Consider the following 17403-nt stretch of genomic DNA (forward strand, 5'->3'; position numbering starts at 1 on the left):
CCGTGCGGCGCCGCGGGACTCCCCGTACGGGCCCCGTGTCCGGCTCCGGCGGTCAGATGCCGCGCTTGCGGAGGATCTCCTCGATGTCGGCGAAGTCGCCGAGGCCGTCGTCGCGCTTGCCCCCGGCCGGCTTCTTCGGCGCCTTGGGGGCCGGCGCCACCGCCGGACGCTCGGGCGCCGGTCCGGCGGCCGCGGGGCGCTCCCGCGGCGCCTCGACGGCACCCCGGCGGCCCACCCAGCGGGTGGTGACCAGCAGGACCGCGGAGACGGCGAGCAGCACGACGCCGGTCCACACCCGGGGGTCGAAGACCAGCTTCGCCGCCCAGTCGGTGAACGCCCGGCCGATCGTGCTCGCCAGCGGGAACAGCCCGGTCAGGTACAGCCCGGCGGGCACCAGGGCGACCGCGAACCAGCGGGTCGCCGACAGGAAGCGCCGCTTGTAGGCCCGCAGGCCCGCGACGGCCACGCCGCCCGCCGTGAGCATGAAGCTGATCGCCGCGCTCAGCACGGGGCCACCCCTTCGCGTCCGATCGTCCTGGTCATCGGTGCCTCCCTGTCGGTCCGCCCTCGGGCGCACCGCCGGCCGGGGCGGCCGCCCACTAGTGGAACACTGGGGGAATGATCGATGGTTCCCTCCCCCGCCTTGAGTTCTGGTGCGACCTCCAGTGCCCGGACTGCCGTACCGCGCTGGACGACGTGCGGGCGCTGCGCGCGCAGTACGGCGACGCCCTGCCCGTGGAGCTGCGGCACTTCCCGCTGGAGAAGCACAAGCACGCCTACGCGGCCGCCGAGGCGGCCGAGGAGGCGTTCGCGCAGGGGCTGGGCTGGCCGTTCGTGGAAGCGCTGCTGGCCCGGGTCGATGAACTGGACGCGCGGGGGCAGCAGGTGCTGCTGGACGTCGCCCGCGAGGTCGGGGCGGACGTCGAGGAGGTCGACACCGCGCTGGTCGACGGCCGGCACATGCTGACCGTCGACGCCGACCAGGCCGAGGGGAAGGCGATCGGGGTCACGGGCACGCCGACGTACGTGATCGGCGGCCAGCGCCTGGACGGCGGGCAGAGCCAGGACGGGCTGCGCGAGCGGATCGTGGCCGCCATCGAGGCGGCGCACACTTCCTGACGGCACGTCAGAGCGCTTTGCCGTAGAGGCGTTCGGTGACGCCGTAGCCGAGCGAGTCGTAGAGCCGGACGGCGACCTCGTTGTCGGCGAAGACGTTGAGCCCGAGGTTGCGCACCCCGGCGGCGAGGCACTCCCGCTCGGCGAGCAGCATCAGGGTGCGGCCGTGTCCTCGGCCCCGGTGGGCCGGAGACACCTCGACGACCATCACCCAGGCCAGCGGTTCGCCGTCCGGCAGGTCGCGCAGGTGGAGGGCCACCCAGATCGCGCCGTACGGCTCCGGGCCGCCGTCGGCGCCGTGGAGGCTGCGCAGGACGGCGCCCGGGGTCTCGACGCCCTGCGGGAGCAGGTTCGGCCGGGCGTCGCCGGACTTGGCGCGGGCCTGCTCCTCGGTGAGGCCGGAGGCCACGAGCGCGCGGGCGAAGCGCTCCGCTCCCCCGTCGAGCCAGCCCGGGAGCACCGCGGCCTCGATCGGGCGCACGGTCAGCCCGGTGGGCAGGGCGGGGGCTGCGTCGAGGTGCTTGGTCAGGGTCCGCATCCGCTCGGTGTAGCCGAGGGTGGCGGCGAGGGCCCGCGCCACGGGCGCCGGTTCGGGGATCCTGACGTCCACCCGGACGCAGTCCCAGTGGCGCAGCACCTCCTCGGCGGCCAGCCCGCCGAACGTCCCACGGCCCCGGCCACGCCCTTCGGTGACCTCCAACTCCGATATCTCGCCCCAGAGTCGGCCGCCGTGCGGAGTGGCGGTGGTGCGCAGCGCGCCGACCGGGTGGCCGTTCGCCAGGATCCGCCAGCGTCTGGTGCGGCCGCCGGCCGCGGTGGGTGTCTCCGGGCCCTCGGGGCGCAGCGTGGTGGTCATGTGGTGGTCCCTTCCCCTTGCTCGGAAGGTTATCCACGGGGGCCGTCCACGCGGCCGGGTTCCGAAGCCCGGAGGCGGGATCAGGGGTCGAGGTCGTCGCCGCTGCGCTCGGCGAAGACGGACATGGCCTTGGCGGTGACGGGGCCGATGCCGGGCAGTTCGCGGTCGTCGACGCGGGTGACGGCCTGGACGTCGCGGGTGGTGGATGTCAGGAAGACCTCCTCGGCGTCCTGGAGGGCGTCGAGCGGGAGGTCCGCCTCCTCCGCGCCGCACCAGTCGACGACGAGCCGCCGGGTGATCCCGGCCAGGCAGCCGGAGGCGAGGGCGGGCGTGAGCAGGCGGCCGCCGATGACCACGAAGACGTTGGAGCCGGTGCCCTCGCAGAGCCGGCCGGCGGTGTTGGCGAACAGGGCCTCGGAGGCGCCGACGCGGTGCGCGGCGGCCAGGGCGACGACGTTCTCCGCGTACGAGGTGGTCTTGAGGCCGGCGACGGCGCTGTGCTCGTTGCGGCGCCAGGGGACGACGGCGACGGCGGTCTCGTCGGGGCGGCGGTTGATGGCACCGAGGGCGACGACGAGGCTCGGGCCGGTGGTGCCGCGCTCGGAGCCGAGCGGGGCCTGGCCGCCGGTGTAGGTCACGCGCAGGCGGCCGAGCGGCGCGGGGTTGGCGGCGAGCACCTGGGCGCAGGCCTCGCGGACCAGGTCGTGGTCGGGGTCGGGCAGGCCGAGGCCGCGGGCGGAGCGGGTCAGCCGGTCGAGGTGGCGGGTGACCGCGAAGGCCCTGCCGTCGACGGTCTTCAGGGTCTCGAAGACGCCGTCGCCGGTGGTGAGGCCGTGGTCGAAGACGGAGACGGTGGCGTCGGCGGAGTCGACGAGGGTGCCGTTGACCCAGCTCGTGGTGCGGTTGTGCATCGAGGGCTGCTCCTCAGCGGTGGGCGGTGTGGCTCATGCCCCGGTCGGATCGGGTTCGCTGCCCGACGCTATCGCGACCAGGCGGGCGGCCTTGAGTTCGGTTTCCGCCCACTCGCGGTCGGGGTCGGAGCCCCAGGTGATGCCGGCGCCGGTGCCGAAGTGCAGGACCGGGGTGCCGGGGTCGGTCCGGTCGAGCCAGAAGGTGCGGATGCCGACGGCGAGTTCGCCCTCGCCGCGGTCGGCGTCGACCCAGCCGACGGCGCCGCAGTACGGGCCGCGCGGGGCGGTCTCCAGGGACTCGATGATCCGCAGGGCGCTGGACTTGGGGGCGCCGGTGACGGAGCCGGGCGGGAAGGTGGCGGCGAGGAGTCCGGGCCAGCCGGCGTCCTCGCGCAGGGTGCCCTCGACGGTCGAGACCAGGTGGACCAGGCCGGGGTGCTTCTCGACGGCGCAGAGGTCGGGGACGGTGACGCTGCCGGTGTCGCAGACGCGGCCGAGGTCGTTGCGGACCAGGTCCACGATCATCACGTTCTCGGCGTGGTCCTTGTCGAGCAGGTCGTCCTCGGTGCGGCCGGTGCCCTTGATCGGGCCGGAGGAGACGGTGCGGCCGGTGCGGCGCAGGTAGAGCTCGGGCGAGGCCGTGGCGATCTCGACCCCGTGCTCGGGCAGTCGGATGGTGCCGGCGTAGGGGGCGGGGTTGCCGTGGGCGAGGAGGCCGGTGAGGGCGTCGATGTCGCTGAGGTCCGGGTCGGGCAGCGGCGCGGACATCACCCGGCAGAGGTTGGCCTGGTAGACCTCGCCGGCGGCGATGTGCTCGCGGATGCGGCGCACGCCCGCGGTGTAGGCGGTGCGGTCCAGGGAGCTGTGCCAGCTGCCGGCGTCCGGGCCGCGCCAGCCGGCGCCGGAGGGCGGGGCGGGGGCGGGCAGGACCCGGTCGAAGCGGGCGCAGGTGAGCCGCCCCTCGAAGTCGTAGGCGACGGCCCAGTAGCCGGCGGAGTCCAGGGCGGCCGGGTCCGAGGTGACGTCGCGCAGTCCGGTGGCCAGGCGGCCGCCGAAGCGGGCGAGCGGGGTGCTGGGGTCGGGGTGGCCGGACACGGTTCTCCTGCGCGGTGTGCTGGGCGGCGGTGTCTGAAGTGTAGGTCGGGGGGCGCGCAGCCGACCCTGGTGCGCCCCCTGTGCGACGGGGCGCGCGAGCCGGGGCCCGTGCCGCTTTCGAGCAGGTCCGGGCGTCGCGCGGGTGTGCGTCGGGTGGTCTGCGGGTGATCGTCCGGGAGCGCCGCAGGTGGCGGCCGGTCGGCGCCGGCGCGGGCTGACGGGACGGCACTCGGCGGGCACGCCCTCGGCACGCTGCGAGAACGGATTTTTAGCTGGCCCGGGAATCCGCTAGAGTTCAACACGTCGCCAGGGAGCGCAGCCGGGAAGAACGGCGAAGGTCCTGGGAGACAGGCGGACGTGGCTCAGTTGGTAGAGCATCACCTTGCCAAGGTGAGGGTCGCGAGTTCGAATCTCGTCGTCCGCTCGATGGAGAACAGTGTAAGATCGTTCTCCATGTGTTGCCTGGTGGAGTGGCCGAGAGGCGAGGCAACGGCCTGCAAAGCCGTGTACACGGGTTCAAATCCCGTCTCCACCTCCAAGAGGATCTCCCGGTTCCGCCGGGAGCCCTCCCCGCGCGATTAGCTCAGCGGGAGAGCACTACCTTGACACGGTAGGGGTCACTGGTTCAATCCCAGTATCGCGCACAGTAACGGGCCCTTCGAGGCCTGCTGCACCACTGCCTCACCAGGCGCGATTAGCTCAGCGGGAGAGCACTACCTTGACACGGTAGGGGTCACTGGTTCAATCCCAGTATCGCGCACGTCGGATCCTCCGGGGTCTGCTGCAGGACCGCCTCACCAGGCGCGATTAGCTCAGCGGGAGAGCACTACCTTGACACGGTAGGGGTCACTGGTTCAATCCCAGTATCGCGCACGTCGGGCCCTCCGGGGTCTGCTGCAGGACCGCCTCACCAGGCGCGATTAGCTCAGCGGGAGAGCACTACCTTGACACGGTAGGGGTCACTGGTTCAATCCCAGTATCGCGCACAGTAACGGCCGGAGCCGCGATCCACCGGGGTCGCGGCTCCGGCCTTCTGCGTTGTCCATCTGCTCTTCGATTGCTCCGCGGCACTTCGGTTGCTCCGCGGCACTTCGGTTGCTCCGCGGCACTTCGACGATGGCCGGACAGGAGAAGAGCCGCGTACGGACGCCCTCACCGACGTCCGTACGCGGCATCTCCGCCTGCCGGGGCGCTCTGCGCACCGCTCTCGCCCGTCCGCGAGTCACAGCGGCCGCGGCCTCCCCGGCGGCACCGCTCCCCGTCCCCAGGGGACCGGTGCCCGTTCTGTGTCCGTCCCCTAGGGGGCGGCGTCCTTCTCAGGTGCTGCTCGGCCCGGTGCGGACCGTGTGGACCCGCGGCCCGGTGTTCCCCGGTCTGCCGGTGTTCTCAGCGGCCGATCAGATCGGCGACGGCCTGGGCCTGGTTCGCCATCTGGTCCCACCCGCCGAAGAGCAGCACCAGGAGCACGGCGCACGGCAGGGCCATGGCCAGTGCCACCGCGGGGTGCCGGGTGGGCTGCTCGGCGGCGGACCGGGACTGGACGAAGGCCGGCCGACGGCGGCGGGGGTTTCCCGTGAGCTGCGGTGCCATGCCCTTGCTCCTGATCCGGTCGAGTTGGCGCGGTGAACGGCTTACCTCGGGGGACGAGCTTCCCGTCCACCGCTGGGCTCAACGCTATTGGTCAGGGGCCCCTCCGGACGTCATGCCGTCGTACTGTTCCTCGGACGTCCCGGAGGATGACGCTCGGACTTGAGGCCTACTACCGCAGGGGGAGGGAAGGTTGACCCGACCCCCGAGGGAACCCTGAGGGGTAACCCCGAGAGGCGATCCGGCACCCCTGTGACCTGCACGTCCACGCAAGATCAGACAATCGCACGGCGGCTTGAGGTGTTGCGTATCAGCACACCGCAGCAGGCAGTCCGTAAGCTGTGCCAGACAGGAACTGACGACGGCCCAACCGACGGGGCCTCACCCACAGGCTGACGGGGAACGGAAACATGGCGATGATGCGGCTGAGGCGTGAGGACCCCCGCATCGTCGGGCCGTACCGCCTGCACCGGCGACTGGGCGCCGGCGGGATGGGTGTGGTCTACCTCGGCTCCGACCGCCGCGGACAGCGCGTCGCCCTCAAGCTGATCCGCGCCGAACTCGCCGAGGACGTGGAGTTCCGCACCCGCTTCGCCCGCGAGATCGCTGCCGCCTCCCGCATCCGGGGCGGCTGCACCGCCCGCGTGGTCGGCTCCGACATCGAAGCCGACCGGCCGTGGCTCGCCACCGCGTACGTGCCCGGGCCCTCGCTCTACAAACGGGTCGGCGACGAGGGCCCGCTGAACTGGCCCGAGGCCGCCCGGATCGGGGCCGCGCTCGCCGACGGGCTGGTCAAGGTGCACGAGGCCGGCGTGGTCCACCGGGACCTCAAGCCCTCCAACATCCTGCTCTCGCCGAAGGGCCCGCGGATCATCGACTTCGGCATCGCGTGGTCGCGCGGCGCCAGCACGCTCACCCACGTCGGCACGGCGGTCGGCTCCCCCGGCTTCCTCGCGCCCGAGCAGGTACGCGGAGCCGCCGTCACACCGGCCACCGACGTCTTCGCCTTCGGGGCCACCCTCGCGTACGCGCTCACCGGGGACACCCCGTTCGGCTCGGGGGCCTCCTCCGAGGTGATGCTGTACCGGGTCGTCCACGAGGAGCCCGACCTGTCGGCCGTCCCGCCGCAGCTCGCGCCGCTGATCCGCGCCTGCCTTGCCAAGGAGCCCGCCGAACGGCCCGGCGCGGCCGCGCTGCACGAGCGGCTCAGCGAGCTGGCCGCGCGCGGAACGGCGGCCGCGGCCGCCGGCGGCGCAGCCCGCACGGCCCGGCCCGGGCGGGGGGTACCCGCGCCCGCCCCGCAGGACGGCGCCCGGCAGGGCGTCCCGGCTCCCGGGCGCTCGCCCGAACCGCCCGCCGCGGCCCGGGCCCGGGCGGCGGCGGGCCGTCCAGGTGCGCAGGCTTCCGGGGCCGGCGGGCGGCGTCCGCCGGGGGCCGGCGCACCGCTGCCCCGGCCCGAGCCGACGCCCGTGACCCGCCCGCTGCGCACGGACCGCCCACAGACTCCGCCCCCGCACCGTCCCGGCCCCCGCGACCGGGCCCGGCCCCGGGACCGGCAGCACACCCCCGCCCCCGGCGGGCGGCCCGGCACGGCGCGGCAGCGGCTGCTGCGACAGCGGCTGGTGGTCTTCGTCACGGTGACCCTCGGGGTGGCTCTGGCCATCGCGGCGGCGCAGGGGTGCGAGGACCGCGGCAACCAGGGCCTGAAGCCGCCGACCGGGGCGGTCGCGAGCGCGGCTGCCGGTGCGGGCGGCGGCGGTGGCGGCGGCGGGTTGCTTTCGGTGCCGGGGTCGTCGGTGGACGTCGTCCCGCAAGCCCCGACCGCACCGCTCCCGGCGGCAGCGCGCGGCGGCACGGCGGACGGCGCCCTGACCGCGCCGCAAGGACCGGTACCGGCGGTCGACTGGCCGAACCGCAGCTACCCCGACGGGGTCGGCGGGCCGGCCGTCGCGCTGAAGGACGGCCACTCGGTCGGGGCCGGGCCGCAGGTCGCGTTGAGCGCGGTGCTGCCGGCCCGCTACAAGGGCGTGCCGGCCGCCGTCGTGGTCCTGCGGCGGGCGGAGGGCTCGGCGCCGGTCGACCTCGTCCAGCTCTACGCCTTCGCCGGGGACAACCCGGTCGCCACCACCTCCCGCACCTCGGCAGCGGACCCGCAGGCGGCGGCCACCTGGCGGCTGGACGGCAGCACGGTCGTCCGCGAGGAACGCGTCGCCGCCACCGGAGCGGTCACCTCCACCCGCTACACCGTCCGCGCTGACGGCACCCTCGACGAGTCCTGGCCCGGCGCCCCCGGCGCCCCCGTCCCACCCCCCGCCGCCGCCCCCGCCCCACCCACGGCCGCCACGACGGGCTGAGCCGGCCCGGGCGAAGCACCGGAAGTCGGATCCGCCGACTTCCGGTGACCCGGCAGGAGCTGCACAGGCAACCGGGTCGGTGACGGCGAGCCACCCCAGGCGCCACACACCGCACCCGGCAGGCAACCTCTGGGAGCCGCAGGCAACGGGCCAAGGACGACGGCTCGGACAGTCGAGCCGGCCGACTTCCCATGACGCGGCAGGCACGCGAGGCGCCCGGTGAGCGGCCTCCCAACGGGCCGCGTGGGCGACGGGGTGCGGGTGGAGGCGTGGGAAGTCGGGCGGGCCGACTTCCGGTGGTTCGGGGCCCGCGGGGACGGGGGTCAGGTGGCGGGGGTGGTGACGGCGTAGAAGGCCACGGCTGCGGCGGCGCCCACGTTGAGGGAGTCGATGCCGTGGGCCATGGGGATGCGGACCGGGTGGTCGGCGGCGGCGACGGCGTGGGGGGTGAGGCCGTCGCCCTCGGCGCCGAGCATGAGGGCGGCCTTGGGGAGGCGGTGCGGGGTGAGGCCCGCGAGGTCGACGGCGTCGTCCGCGGGGGTGAGGGCGAGGAGGGTGAAGCCGGCGTCGCGCACCGTGTCGAGGGCGGCCGGCCAGGGGTCGAGGCGGGCATACGGGACCGCGAAGACGGCGCCCATCGAGACCTTGACGGCGCGCCGGTACAGCGGGTCGGCGCAGTCGGGCGAGAGCAGGACGGCGTCCATGCCGAGGGCCGCGGCGCTGCGGAAGATCGCGCCGAGGTTGGTGTGGTCGACCAGGCCCTCCAGGACCGCGACCCGGCGGGCTCCGGCGAGCACGTCGGCGGCGTCCGGGAGGGGCTTGCGCTCCATCGAGGCGAGGGCGCCGCGGTGGACGTGGTAGCCGGTGACGGCCTCGGCGAGCGCGGGCTCGACCACGTGGACGGGGGCGTCCGCCTCGGCGATGACGTCGGCCATCACGTCCAGCCACTTCGCGGTGAGCAGCATCGACCGCATCCGGTAGCCGGCGGCGAGGGCACGGCGGATGACCTTCTCCCCCTCGGCGATGAACAGGCCTTCGGCGGGTTCGCGGCGACGGCGCAGTTCGACGTCGGTGAGGCCGGTGTAGTCGGCGAGTCGGGGGTCGGCCGGGTCGGTGATGGTGCTGGGTTCGGACACCCTGCGATCTTGCCAAGCCGGGGCGGGGAAGGCCAAACGGCCGATCGGACGGGGTGGTCCCCGGCTGGTCGGAGTGCAAATATGACCGTATGGCCCGTTATCCGGGCCGATCCCGGGCTCCGTCGGCCTCTGGCGCCACTGGCTCCGCCGGCTCCTCCGGTGGGCGCCCACACGGTCGGCCACAGCTGCCGCGCGCGATGCGGGGGTGGCCGGTGTGGCACCGGTCGCTGGCGGGACAGGTGTTCGCACTGCAGATCCTGGTCGTGCTGCTCCTGGTGGCGGCCGCCGTGGTGGCGCTGGTGGTGCAGTCGCACAGGGACGCCGACAACGAGGCGCGGAACCGGTCGGTGGCGGTCGCCCAGACCTTCGCGAACTCACCGGGCATGGTCGAGGCGCTCCGCTCCCCCGACCCGACCGCGATCCTCCAACCGAAGGCGCAGTCCGCGCGGGTCGGCTCGGGCGTGGACTTCATCGTCGTCCTGAACAACCAGGGCATCCGCTACACCCACCCGAACCCGGCCCGGATCGGCCAGAAGTTCGTCGGCGACTACGAGCCCGCGCTGCAGGGCCAGGTGGTGACCGAACACGTCACGGGCACGCTCGGCCCGCTGGTGCAGGCGGTGGTCCCGGTGTACGCGCCGGACGGCCAGGTGGTCGGGCTGGTCTCGGCAGGCGTCACGCTGGCGAACGTCAGCACGGCGAGCGAGCGTCAGCTGCCGGTGGTGCTGGGCGCGGCGGCCGGCGCGATCGGCCTGGCCACGCTCGGGACGGCGCTGATCAGCCGTCGGCTGCGGCGGCAGACGCGCGGGCTGGGCCCGATCGAGATGACCCGGATGTACGAGCACCACGCAGCCGTGCTGCACGCGGTGCGCGAGGGCGTCATGATCGTCGGCGGGGACGGGCTGCTGCTGCTCTGCAACGACGAGGCGCGCCGGCTGCTGGACCTGCCACCGGACGCCGAGGGCCGACCGGTGACGGAGCTGGGTCTGGAGCAGGCCCCGCTGGCGCTGTTGACGGCCAACCGCCAGGTGACCGACCAGGTGGTGCTGGCCGGGGAGCGGCTGCTGGCGGTGAACGTCCGGCTGACCGACCAGGCCCCCGACGGCCCGCCCGGCTGCGTCGCCACGCTGCGTGACTCGACCGAGCTGCTGGCACTGTCCGGCCGGGCCGAGCGCGCGCAGCGGCGGCTGCGGCTGCTGTACGACGCCGGCGTGACGGTGGGCAGCACGCTGGACGTGACGCGGACGGCGGAGGAGCTGGCGCAGGTCGCGGTGCCGCGGTTCGCGGACTTCGTCACGGTGGACCTCGCGGAGCAGGTCCTGGTGGGCGAGGAGCCGCCGGTCGGCACCTCGCTGGGGCGGATGCGGCGGGCGGCGGTGCAGGGCGTCCGGGACGACGCGCCGTTCTACCCGGTCGGCACGGTGCTGGACATCGTGCCCGCCACCCCGCTGGCCGGGGCGCTGCACAGCGGGGAGGCGGGCCTGGAACCCGACCTGGCGGAGGCCCGGCGGTGGCGGGACCAGGACCCGGAGCGGTCGGCGCAGGTGCTGGAGTACGGGGTGCACTCGCTGGTCCGGGTGCCGCTGCGGGCGCGCGGGGTGCTGCTGGGGGTGGCCCGGTTCTGGCGGGCGCAGCGGGCGGAGCCGTTCGAGACGGACGACCTGGCCCTGGCCGAGGAGCTGGTGTCGCACGCGGCGGTGTGCATCGACAACGCGCGGCGCTACACCCGGGAGCACGCGATGGCGGTGACGCTGCAGCACAGCCTGCTGCCGCGCACCCTGCCGGCCCAGAACGCGCTGGAGGTGGCGCACCGCTACCTGCCGGCCCAGGCGGGGGTCGGCGGGGACTGGTTCGACGTGATCCCGCTGCCGGGCGCCCGGGTGGCCCTGGTGGTCGGCGACGTGGTGGGGCACGGGCTGCACGCGGCGGCGACGATGGGCCGGCTGCGCACCGCGATCCACAACTTCTCGACCCTGGACCTGCCGCCGGACGAGCTGCTGGGGCACCTGGACGAGCTGGTGAACCGGATCGACCAGGACGAGGCGGCGAGCGGGGAGCACGCGGGGCTGACCGGCGCGACCTGTCTGTACGCGATCTACGACCCGGTGTCGCGGCGGTGCACGCTTGCCACCGCCGGGCACCCGCCGCCTGCCGTGGTGGATCCGCAGGGCCGGGTGGTGTTCCCGGAGCTGCCGACCGGGCCGCCGCTCGGGCTGGCGGTGCTGCCGTTCGAGACCGCCGAGCTGGAGCTGGCGGAGGGCAGCCGGCTGGTGCTGTACACGGACGGGCTGGTCGAGGACCGCAGCCGGGACATCGACGAGGGGCTGGACCTGCTGCGGACGGCGCTGACCGGCCCGCCGCGCACCGCCGAGCAGACCTGCGCGGACGTGCTGGGGGCGATGCTGCCGTCGCACCCGCAGGACGACATCGCGCTGTTGGTGGCGCAGACCAGGGTGCTGGCCTCGGACCACGTGGCGGAGTGGGACGTGCCGTCCGACCCGGCCGCGGTGGGTGCCGTGCGGGGCGAGGTGGCCCGGCGGCTGGAGGCCTGGGGGCTGGACGAGGCCGCGTTCGTCACCGAGCTGATCCTGAGCGAGCTGGTGACCAACGCGATCCGGTACGGCTCGGGGCCGATCCGGGTGCGGCTGCTCCGGGACCGTGCGCTGATCTGCGAGGTGTCGGACGGCAGCAGCACCTCGCCGCACCTGCGGTACGCGGCGACCGAGGACGAGGGCGGGCGCGGGCTGTTCCTGGTCGCCCAGTTCGCGGACCGCTGGGGAACGCGCTACACGGCGACCGGGAAGGTCATCTGGACGGAGCAGCCGCTGGAATAGGAAGTCGGCCGGGCCGACTTCCCACTCCAGCGGCCGGGCACTCCGGGGGCCGGGCCTACCGCGGGAAGGCGGCGGCCAGGACGTTGACGACGTCGCCGACGACGATGACCGCCGGGGGCTTGACGCCCTCGGCCTCGACCACCGCGGCGACGGTGCCCAGGGTGGCGTCGACCCGGCGCTGGGCGGCGGTGGTGCCCTCCTGGACGATCGCGACCGGGGTGTCCGCCGGGCGGCCGTACTCGACCAGCCGGGCGGCGATCGCGCCGATCTTGTCCACGGCCATCAGCAGCACCAGGGTGCCGCTCATCCTCGCGGCGGCCTCCCAGTTGGTGAGGGAGCGCTCGTCGTCCGGGCCGACGTGGCCGGAGATCACGGTGAACTCGTGGGTCATGCCGCGGTGGGTGACCGGGACGCCCGCTGCGGCGGGGACGCTGATCGAGCTGGAGATCCCGGGCACGACGGTGACCGGCAGGCCCGCCTCGGCGCAGGCCAGCAGCTCCTCGCCGCCGCGTCCGAAGACGTACGGGTCGCCGCCCTTGAGGCGGACCACGAACTTGCCGGCCTTGGCGTGCTCGATGAGCGTCCGGTTGATCGCCTCCTGGGCCATGAACCGGCCGTACGGGATCTTGGAGGCGTCGATCACCTCGACGTGCTCGGGCAGCTCGGCGAGCAGTTCGCGCGGGGCGAGGCGGTCGGTGACCACCACGTCGGCGTCCGCGAGCAGGCGGCGGCCGCGCACGGTGATCAGGTCCGGGTCACCGGGGCCGCCGCCGACCAGGGCGACGCCGGCGCCGTGCGAGCGGTACTGGCGGGCGGCCAGCGAGCCGTCCCGCAGGCCGTCCACGATGGCGTCGCGCAGGGCTGCGGAGTGGCGCGGGTCGCCGGTGAGGACGGCCACGGTGGCGCCCGCGTCGCGGCCGCTGGCCGGGGTCCAGGCGGTGGCGGCGGAGGCGTCGTCGCTGCGGGAGCAGAACACCCGGCCGCGCTCGGCCTCGGCGCTGACCGCCGCGTTGACGGCCGGGTCGTCGGTGGCGACCAGGACGTACCAGGCGTCGGCCAGGTCGCCGTCCCGGTACGGGCGGGCGTGCCAGGTGAGCTCGCCGGCGTCGGCCATCGCCTGGACGGCCGGGGTGGTGGCCGGCGATATCAGGTGCAGCTCGGCCCCCGTGGCGATCAGTGCCGGCAGCCGCCGCTGGGCGACCTGGCCGCCACCGACCACGACGACGCGGCGGCCGGCCAGCAGCAGGCCGACCGGGTAGGGGGTTCGGCCCTCGGTGCTCGGGTGCGGGGTGGGCGCGGTCATCGGCGGGGCTCCTGATCGGGGTGAGGGGGTGGGGACGGTACGGCGAGACGCCGCTCCGCGGGCCGGCGCGCCCTCGGGCCGGTCCGCGGAGCGGTGCGAGTGTGCGTCAGGCCTTCTCGGTGACCCCGGCGGAGTCGAAGGTGGCTACATCGTGCATCGCCCGGGCCGCGCTCTGCACCAGCGGCAGGGCCAGCAGGGCACCGGTGCCCTCGCCGAGCCGCAGGTCCAGGTCGATCAGCGGACGCAGACCGAGCTTCGCCAGCGCGGCCTGGTGGCCGGGCTCGGCGGAGCGGTGCCCGGCGATGCAGGCGGCCAGCACCTCGGGGGCGATCGCCTTGGCGGCCAGGGCGGCCGAACCGGCGATGACACCGTCCAGCACCACCGGGGTGCGCAGCGAGGCCGCGCCCAGCAGGAAGCCGGCGATGGCCGCGTGCTCCAGGCCGCCGACGGCGGCGAGGACACCGATCGGGTCGCTCGGGTCGGGCTGGTGGAGGGCCAGCGCGGCGCGGATGACCTCGATCTTGCGGGCGTGGGTCTCGTCGTCGATGCCGGTGCCGCGGCCGGTGACCTCGGCCGGGTCGAGGCCGGTGAACACCGAGATCAGGGCGGCCGAGGCGGTGGTGTTGGCGATGCCCATGTCGCCGGTGACCAGCGCCTTGTTGCCCGCCGCGACCAGGTCACGGGCGGTCTCGATGCCGACCTCGACGGCCTGGAGGACCTCCTCGCGGGTCATCGCCGGGCCCTGGGTCATGTCGGCGGTGCCGGGACGGACCTTGCGCGGAAGCAGGCCGGTGGCGCGCCCCTGCTGGACGGCCTCCGGCAGCTCGGCGGCCACGCCGACGTCGACCACGCAGACCTCGGTGCCGATCTGCTTCGCGAAGGAGTTGATCACCGCTCCCCCGGCCAGGAAGTTGCCGACCATCTGGGCGGTCACCTCCTGCGGCCAGGGGCTGACGCCCTGGGCGTGCACGCCGTGGTCACCGGCGAAGATCGCCACGCAGGCGGGCTCCGGGATCGGCGGCGGGCACTTGCGGGACAGGCCGCACAGCTGGGCGGAGATGATCTCCAGCATGCCGAGCGAACCGGCCGGCTTGGTCATCCGCTTCTGGCGGTCCCAGGCCTCGCCGAGCGCCTTGGCGTCCAGCGGGCGGATGCCGCGCAGGGTCTCGGCGAGCAGGCTCTGCGGCTCCTCGCCGGGCAGCGCGCGGTTGCCGTACTGCTCCTCGTGGACGACCCAGGACAGCGGGCGCTTCTTGGCCCAGCCCTGCTGCTCCAGCTCGGGCTCGTCCGGGAAGGAGTCGACGAAGCCCACGCACAGGTAGGCCACGACCTCCAGGTGCTCGGGCAGGCCGAGCTCGCGCACCAGCTCCTCGTCGTCGAAGAAGCTCACCCAGCCGACGCCCAGGCCCTCGGCGCGGGCGGCCAGCCAGAGGTTCTCGACGGCCAGGGCGGCCGAGTACGGGGCCATCTGGGGCTGGCTGTGCCGGCCGAGGGTGTGCCGGCCGCCGCGGGTGCGGTCGGCGGTCACCACGATGTTGACCGGGGTTTCGAGGATGGCCTCGATCTTGATTTCCTTGAACTGCTTGGCCCGGCCCTTGGGCAGCGAGTCCGCGTACGCCTCGCGCTGGCGCTCGGCCAGGGCGTGCATCCGCTTGCGGGTCTTGCGCGAGCGGATCACCACGAAGTCCCAGGGCTGCGAGTAGCCGACGCTGGGCGCGGTGTGCGCGGCCTCCAGGACGCGGATCAGCACCTCGTGCGGGATCGGGTCCGAGCGGAAGCCGTTGCGGATGTCGCGGCGCTCGCGGATCACCTGGTGGACGGCGTCGCGGCCGGCCTCGTCGTAGCCCGGGGCGGCGGGGCCGCGCGGCTCGGCGGGCTCCTCGGGCTGCGGCTCCTCGGCGACGGGCTGCTCGACGGCGGCCTGGTCCTCCGCGGCGGGCCGGTCGGCGGGCTGCTCGACGGCGACCGGCTGCTCGGCCTGCGGCTCCTCGGTGACGGCGGTCTCGGGGGCCTGCTCGACGGTCTCGACGGTCTCGACGGCTACGTCGGCGGGAACCTCGGCCGGGGCCTGCGCCTGCTCGGCGACCGGCTCGGCGGCGGCCTGGGCCTGCTCGGCGACGGCCTCCGGCGCGACCGCAGCCGCCTCGGCGGCCTCCGCGCCCTGGGCGGGCTCGGCGGCGGGAGCGGACGCCTCGGCGGCCTCGGCAGCGGGCTGCTGCTCCGGCTCCTGCGCGGTGGCTTCGGCCGGCTGCGCCGCCTCGCCCGCGGCGGCGGGCTCGGCGGCGGCGGGCTCGGCGGTGGTCGCGGCTGCGGTGTCGCCCGCGGCCTCGGCCTGGACCTGCTCGGTGACACCCTCGGCGGGAGCCTCCGCCGACACCTGGGCCTCGGCGACCGGCTCGGCAGGGGCCTCGGCCGGAGTCCCGGCCTGCGTCTCGGCCGGGGCCTGGGCCTGCGCGGCCTCCTGCGGCTGCTCGGCCTCGGCGGCAGTTTCGTTGACAGCCTCGGTGACGGTCTCGGCGACGGTCTCGGTGACGGCCTGCCCGGACGGCATCTCACCGGTGCCCGCGGCGGTCTCGGCGACCGGCTCGGCGACGACCTCCGGCGCGACCGCAGCGGCCTCCACGGCCTGCGGCGCGACGGCCTCGGCGGCCTCCGCGCCCTGGGCGGGCTCGGCGACGGGAGCGGCCTGGACGGCCTCGCCGCCTTCGACGGCCTGCGGCGCGTCGGCGGCCACTATGGGCACGGACTGCTGCGGGGCCGCCTCCTCGGCCGCCGGACCCTGGGCCGCCTCGACCTTGGGCAGACCGTGCGGGGTGGGTGCGGCGAGGAAGGCGGAGATCCGGCGCGGCTGTCCGGCCGGAGCCGCGGCCTCGGTCCCGGCCTGCTCGACGGCACCCTCGACGGCGACGGACTGGACGGCGGCGGACTCGGCGGCGACCGGCTCCACCACCACCGACTCGACCGCGACCGACTCGACCGCGACCGACTCGACGGCGACCTCAGCGACGGCGGCCTGGGCCTGGGCCTGCTCGGCGACCGGCTCGACCACGACGGCCTGCGGCGCGACGGCCACGGCCTCCACGACGGCCTCGGGCGCCGCCACGGCCTGCGCGACCTGGGCGCCCTCGACGACCTGGGCGGCCTGAACGGCCTCCGGCGTCTCGACGACCTCGATCACCTCGATCGCCCCGACCGTCTCGACGGCGAACACGCCCTCGACCGACTGCGAGTCCAGCGGCACCTGGAGCGGCTGCTGGACGTCCGGGGCGAGCGGCAGCTGCTGACCGTCCGCCACCGGAGCACCCGGGACCAGCGGAACGACCGGCGGCACGGGCGCCCCCGGAGCGGCGTGCGGCACGGCGGCCGGAGCCTGGAAGGCGGCCTCGGCCATCGGCGGCCGGCCGACGACCGGGATGCCGTGCGCGGGCGTGCCGCCCTGCGACGGGCCGCGGTCGGCCAGCGAACGGACCGGCACCTGACCGGTCATCAGCGACGGGTCCGGAATCGGCGGGCCGGCGTGCAGCGGGCGACGCGGCGGCTGAGCCTGCGTCATCGGCTGCTGCATCTGCTGCTGCAGCTGGACGGGCTGTTGCTGGACCTGCTCGGCGCCGAGCACCGGCGGGTCCACCGGCGGCCAGGACGGCTCGACCGGGGTGCCGTCCTGCTGCGGCGCGAGCGGCATCTGCTCGGCGGGGACGGCCGCCATCGGCTCGCCCCAGGAACCCTGCGGGCCGGGCATCAGCAGCACGTCGTCATCGTCGTCCAGGCCGTCCGGCGAGTCGGGCTGGTCGAGGAAGTGGAAGGCCGGGCGCGGGGCGCCCTGATCGACGCCCCACCCCTCGCCGGGGAGACCGGGCGCCGGCACGCCGGGGACGGCGTAGCCGGGCTGTCCCTGCGGCGGGATGGTGCCCATGCCCGGCATCGCGCCGGGCATGCCGCCGACCGGGGCCGCCGGGTTCGGGATCATTCCGCCGTCCGTCGCGACGCCCTGCAGAGGTGCAACGCCCGCGACGCCCTCCGGTCCGCCGAGCGGGTCAGGCCCGGCGTGCAGGTGCTCCGGCAGTCCCTCGCCCGGGACGTGGCCGCCATCGGTCATTGTCAAAGCTCCTTCCAGGCCGCTGCCGCGCCCTTGGCGACACGATCACCGATCGCAGCGCCCATCCGCACGGGCCGGGCCTGCACCGACCCGCCCCTCAACCACACGCGGCCGC

10 protein-coding genes, 6 tRNA genes and 1 pseudogene are annotated in these 17403 nt (G+C 75.1%); 9 read left to right on the top strand and 8 right to left on the bottom strand.

Features of this window, described 5'->3' with window-relative positions; all coding sequences use genetic code 11:
- Nucleotides 1–52 precede the first annotated feature (52 nt).
- On the bottom strand, nt 53–508 hold the full coding sequence (locus tag ACZ7KX_RS27035; protein ID WP_470328732.1) for a hypothetical protein: 456 nt from the start codon (nt 506–508) through the stop codon (nt 53–55).
- A gap of 110 nt (nt 509–618) precedes the next feature.
- Between ACZ7KX_RS27035 and ACZ7KX_RS27040 the strand changes: the two genes are divergently transcribed.
- Nucleotides 619–1119 carry a DsbA family protein gene (locus ACZ7KX_RS27040; protein WP_470328733.1) on the top strand — a complete coding sequence of 167 codons (501 nt, stop codon included), beginning with the start codon at nt 619–621 and terminating at the stop codon, nt 1117–1119.
- Nucleotides 1120–1126: 7 nt separating this feature from the next.
- Here ACZ7KX_RS27040 and ACZ7KX_RS27045 read toward each other — a convergent pair whose 3' ends face one another.
- The 3 genes from ACZ7KX_RS27045 to ACZ7KX_RS27055 all read right to left on the bottom strand — a co-directional run bounded on the left by ACZ7KX_RS27045 (nt 1127) and on the right by ACZ7KX_RS27055 (nt 3978).
- A complete protein-coding gene (locus tag ACZ7KX_RS27045; protein WP_470328734.1) occupies nt 1127–1972 on the bottom strand; it encodes a GNAT family N-acetyltransferase in 846 nt (281 codons plus the stop codon).
- 80 nt (nt 1973–2052) lie between these two features.
- Nucleotides 2053–2883 carry an aminotransferase class IV gene (locus ACZ7KX_RS27050; protein ID WP_396550474.1) on the bottom strand — a complete coding sequence of 277 codons (831 nt, stop codon included), beginning with the start codon at nt 2881–2883 and terminating at the stop codon, nt 2053–2055.
- A 33-nt stretch (nt 2884–2916) separates the two neighbouring features.
- On the bottom strand, nt 2917–3978 hold the full coding sequence (locus tag ACZ7KX_RS27055) for a chorismate-binding protein (RefSeq protein ID WP_402800507.1): 1062 nt from the start codon (nt 3976–3978) through the stop codon (nt 2917–2919).
- 351 nt (nt 3979–4329) lie between these two features.
- Here ACZ7KX_RS27055 and ACZ7KX_RS27060 point away from each other — a divergent pair.
- The 6 genes from ACZ7KX_RS27060 to ACZ7KX_RS27085 all read left to right on the top strand — a co-directional run bounded on the left by ACZ7KX_RS27060 (nt 4330) and on the right by ACZ7KX_RS27085 (nt 4964).
- Nucleotides 4330–4402 (top strand) — tRNA-Gly (locus ACZ7KX_RS27060).
- A gap of 40 nt (nt 4403–4442) precedes the next feature.
- Nucleotides 4443–4516 (top strand) — tRNA-Cys (locus ACZ7KX_RS27065).
- Nucleotides 4517–4550: 34 nt separating this feature from the next.
- Nucleotides 4551–4622, top strand: a tRNA-Val gene (locus ACZ7KX_RS27070).
- A gap of 44 nt (nt 4623–4666) precedes the next feature.
- Nucleotides 4667–4738, top strand: a tRNA-Val gene (locus tag ACZ7KX_RS27075).
- A 41-nt stretch (nt 4739–4779) separates the two neighbouring features.
- Nucleotides 4780–4851 (top strand) — tRNA-Val (locus ACZ7KX_RS27080).
- A gap of 41 nt (nt 4852–4892) precedes the next feature.
- Nucleotides 4893–4964: transfer RNA gene (locus ACZ7KX_RS27085), tRNA-Val, on the top strand.
- A gap of 400 nt (nt 4965–5364) precedes the next feature.
- Here the strand turns inward: ACZ7KX_RS27085 and ACZ7KX_RS27090 are convergent.
- Entirely contained in the window at nt 5365–5568 is a 204-nt protein-coding gene (locus ACZ7KX_RS27090; protein WP_470328735.1) for a hypothetical protein, read from the bottom strand.
- Nucleotides 5569–5975: 407 nt separating this feature from the next.
- Between ACZ7KX_RS27090 and ACZ7KX_RS27095 the strand changes: the two are divergent.
- Nucleotides 5976–7232, top strand: a pseudogene (locus tag ACZ7KX_RS27095) (serine/threonine-protein kinase); the annotation flags it as partial.
- A 1010-nt stretch (nt 7233–8242) separates the two neighbouring features.
- Here the strand turns inward: ACZ7KX_RS27095 and ACZ7KX_RS27100 are convergent.
- On the bottom strand, nt 8243–9055 hold the full coding sequence (locus ACZ7KX_RS27100; protein WP_470328736.1) for a TrmH family RNA methyltransferase: 813 nt from the start codon (nt 9053–9055) through the stop codon (nt 8243–8245).
- Between the two features lie 89 nt (nt 9056–9144).
- Here ACZ7KX_RS27100 and ACZ7KX_RS27105 point away from each other — a divergent pair, with 89 nt between their 5' ends.
- Nucleotides 9145–11889, top strand: a complete 2745-nt coding sequence (locus ACZ7KX_RS27105; RefSeq protein ID WP_470328737.1) for a SpoIIE family protein phosphatase — start codon at nt 9145–9147, stop codon at nt 11887–11889.
- Nucleotides 11890–11944: 55 nt separating this feature from the next.
- Here ACZ7KX_RS27105 and cobA read toward each other — a convergent pair whose 3' ends face one another.
- Entirely contained in the window at nt 11945–13192 is a 1248-nt protein-coding gene (cobA, locus tag ACZ7KX_RS27110) for a uroporphyrinogen-III C-methyltransferase (RefSeq protein WP_470328738.1), read from the bottom strand.
- Nucleotides 13193–13298: 106 nt separating this feature from the next.
- Entirely contained in the window at nt 13299–17288 is a 3990-nt protein-coding gene (gene cobT, locus ACZ7KX_RS27115; protein ID WP_470328739.1) for a nicotinate-nucleotide--dimethylbenzimidazole phosphoribosyltransferase, read from the bottom strand.
- Between the last annotated feature and the right edge of the window lie 115 nt (nt 17289–17403).

This window comes from Kitasatospora sp. NPDC038210 (assembly GCF_055600605.1).

What these genes read in the sequence shown, in the direction of transcription:
- ACZ7KX_RS27040 (WP_470328733.1), top strand. Translation starts at nt 619, where the DNA reads ATGATCGATGGTTCCCTCCCCCGCCTTGAGTTCTGGTGCGACCTCCAG.
- ACZ7KX_RS27045 (WP_470328734.1), bottom strand. Translation starts at nt 1,972, where the DNA reads ATGACCACCACGCTGCGCCCCGAGGGCCCGGAGACACCCACCGCGGCC.
- ACZ7KX_RS27050 (WP_396550474.1), bottom strand. Translation starts at nt 2,883, where the DNA reads ATGCACAACCGCACCACGAGCTGGGTCAACGGCACCCTCGTCGACTCC.
- ACZ7KX_RS27090 (WP_470328735.1), bottom strand. Translation starts at nt 5,568, where the DNA reads ATGGCACCGCAGCTCACGGGAAACCCCCGCCGCCGTCGGCCGGCCTTC.
- ACZ7KX_RS27105 (WP_470328737.1), top strand. Translation starts at nt 9,145, where the DNA reads ATGGCCCGTTATCCGGGCCGATCCCGGGCTCCGTCGGCCTCTGGCGCC.
- cobA (WP_470328738.1), bottom strand. Translation starts at nt 13,192, where the DNA reads ATGACCGCGCCCACCCCGCACCCGAGCACCGAGGGCCGAACCCCCTAC.
- cobT (WP_470328739.1), bottom strand. Translation starts at nt 17,288, where the DNA reads ATGACCGATGGCGGCCACGTCCCGGGCGAGGGACTGCCGGAGCACCTG.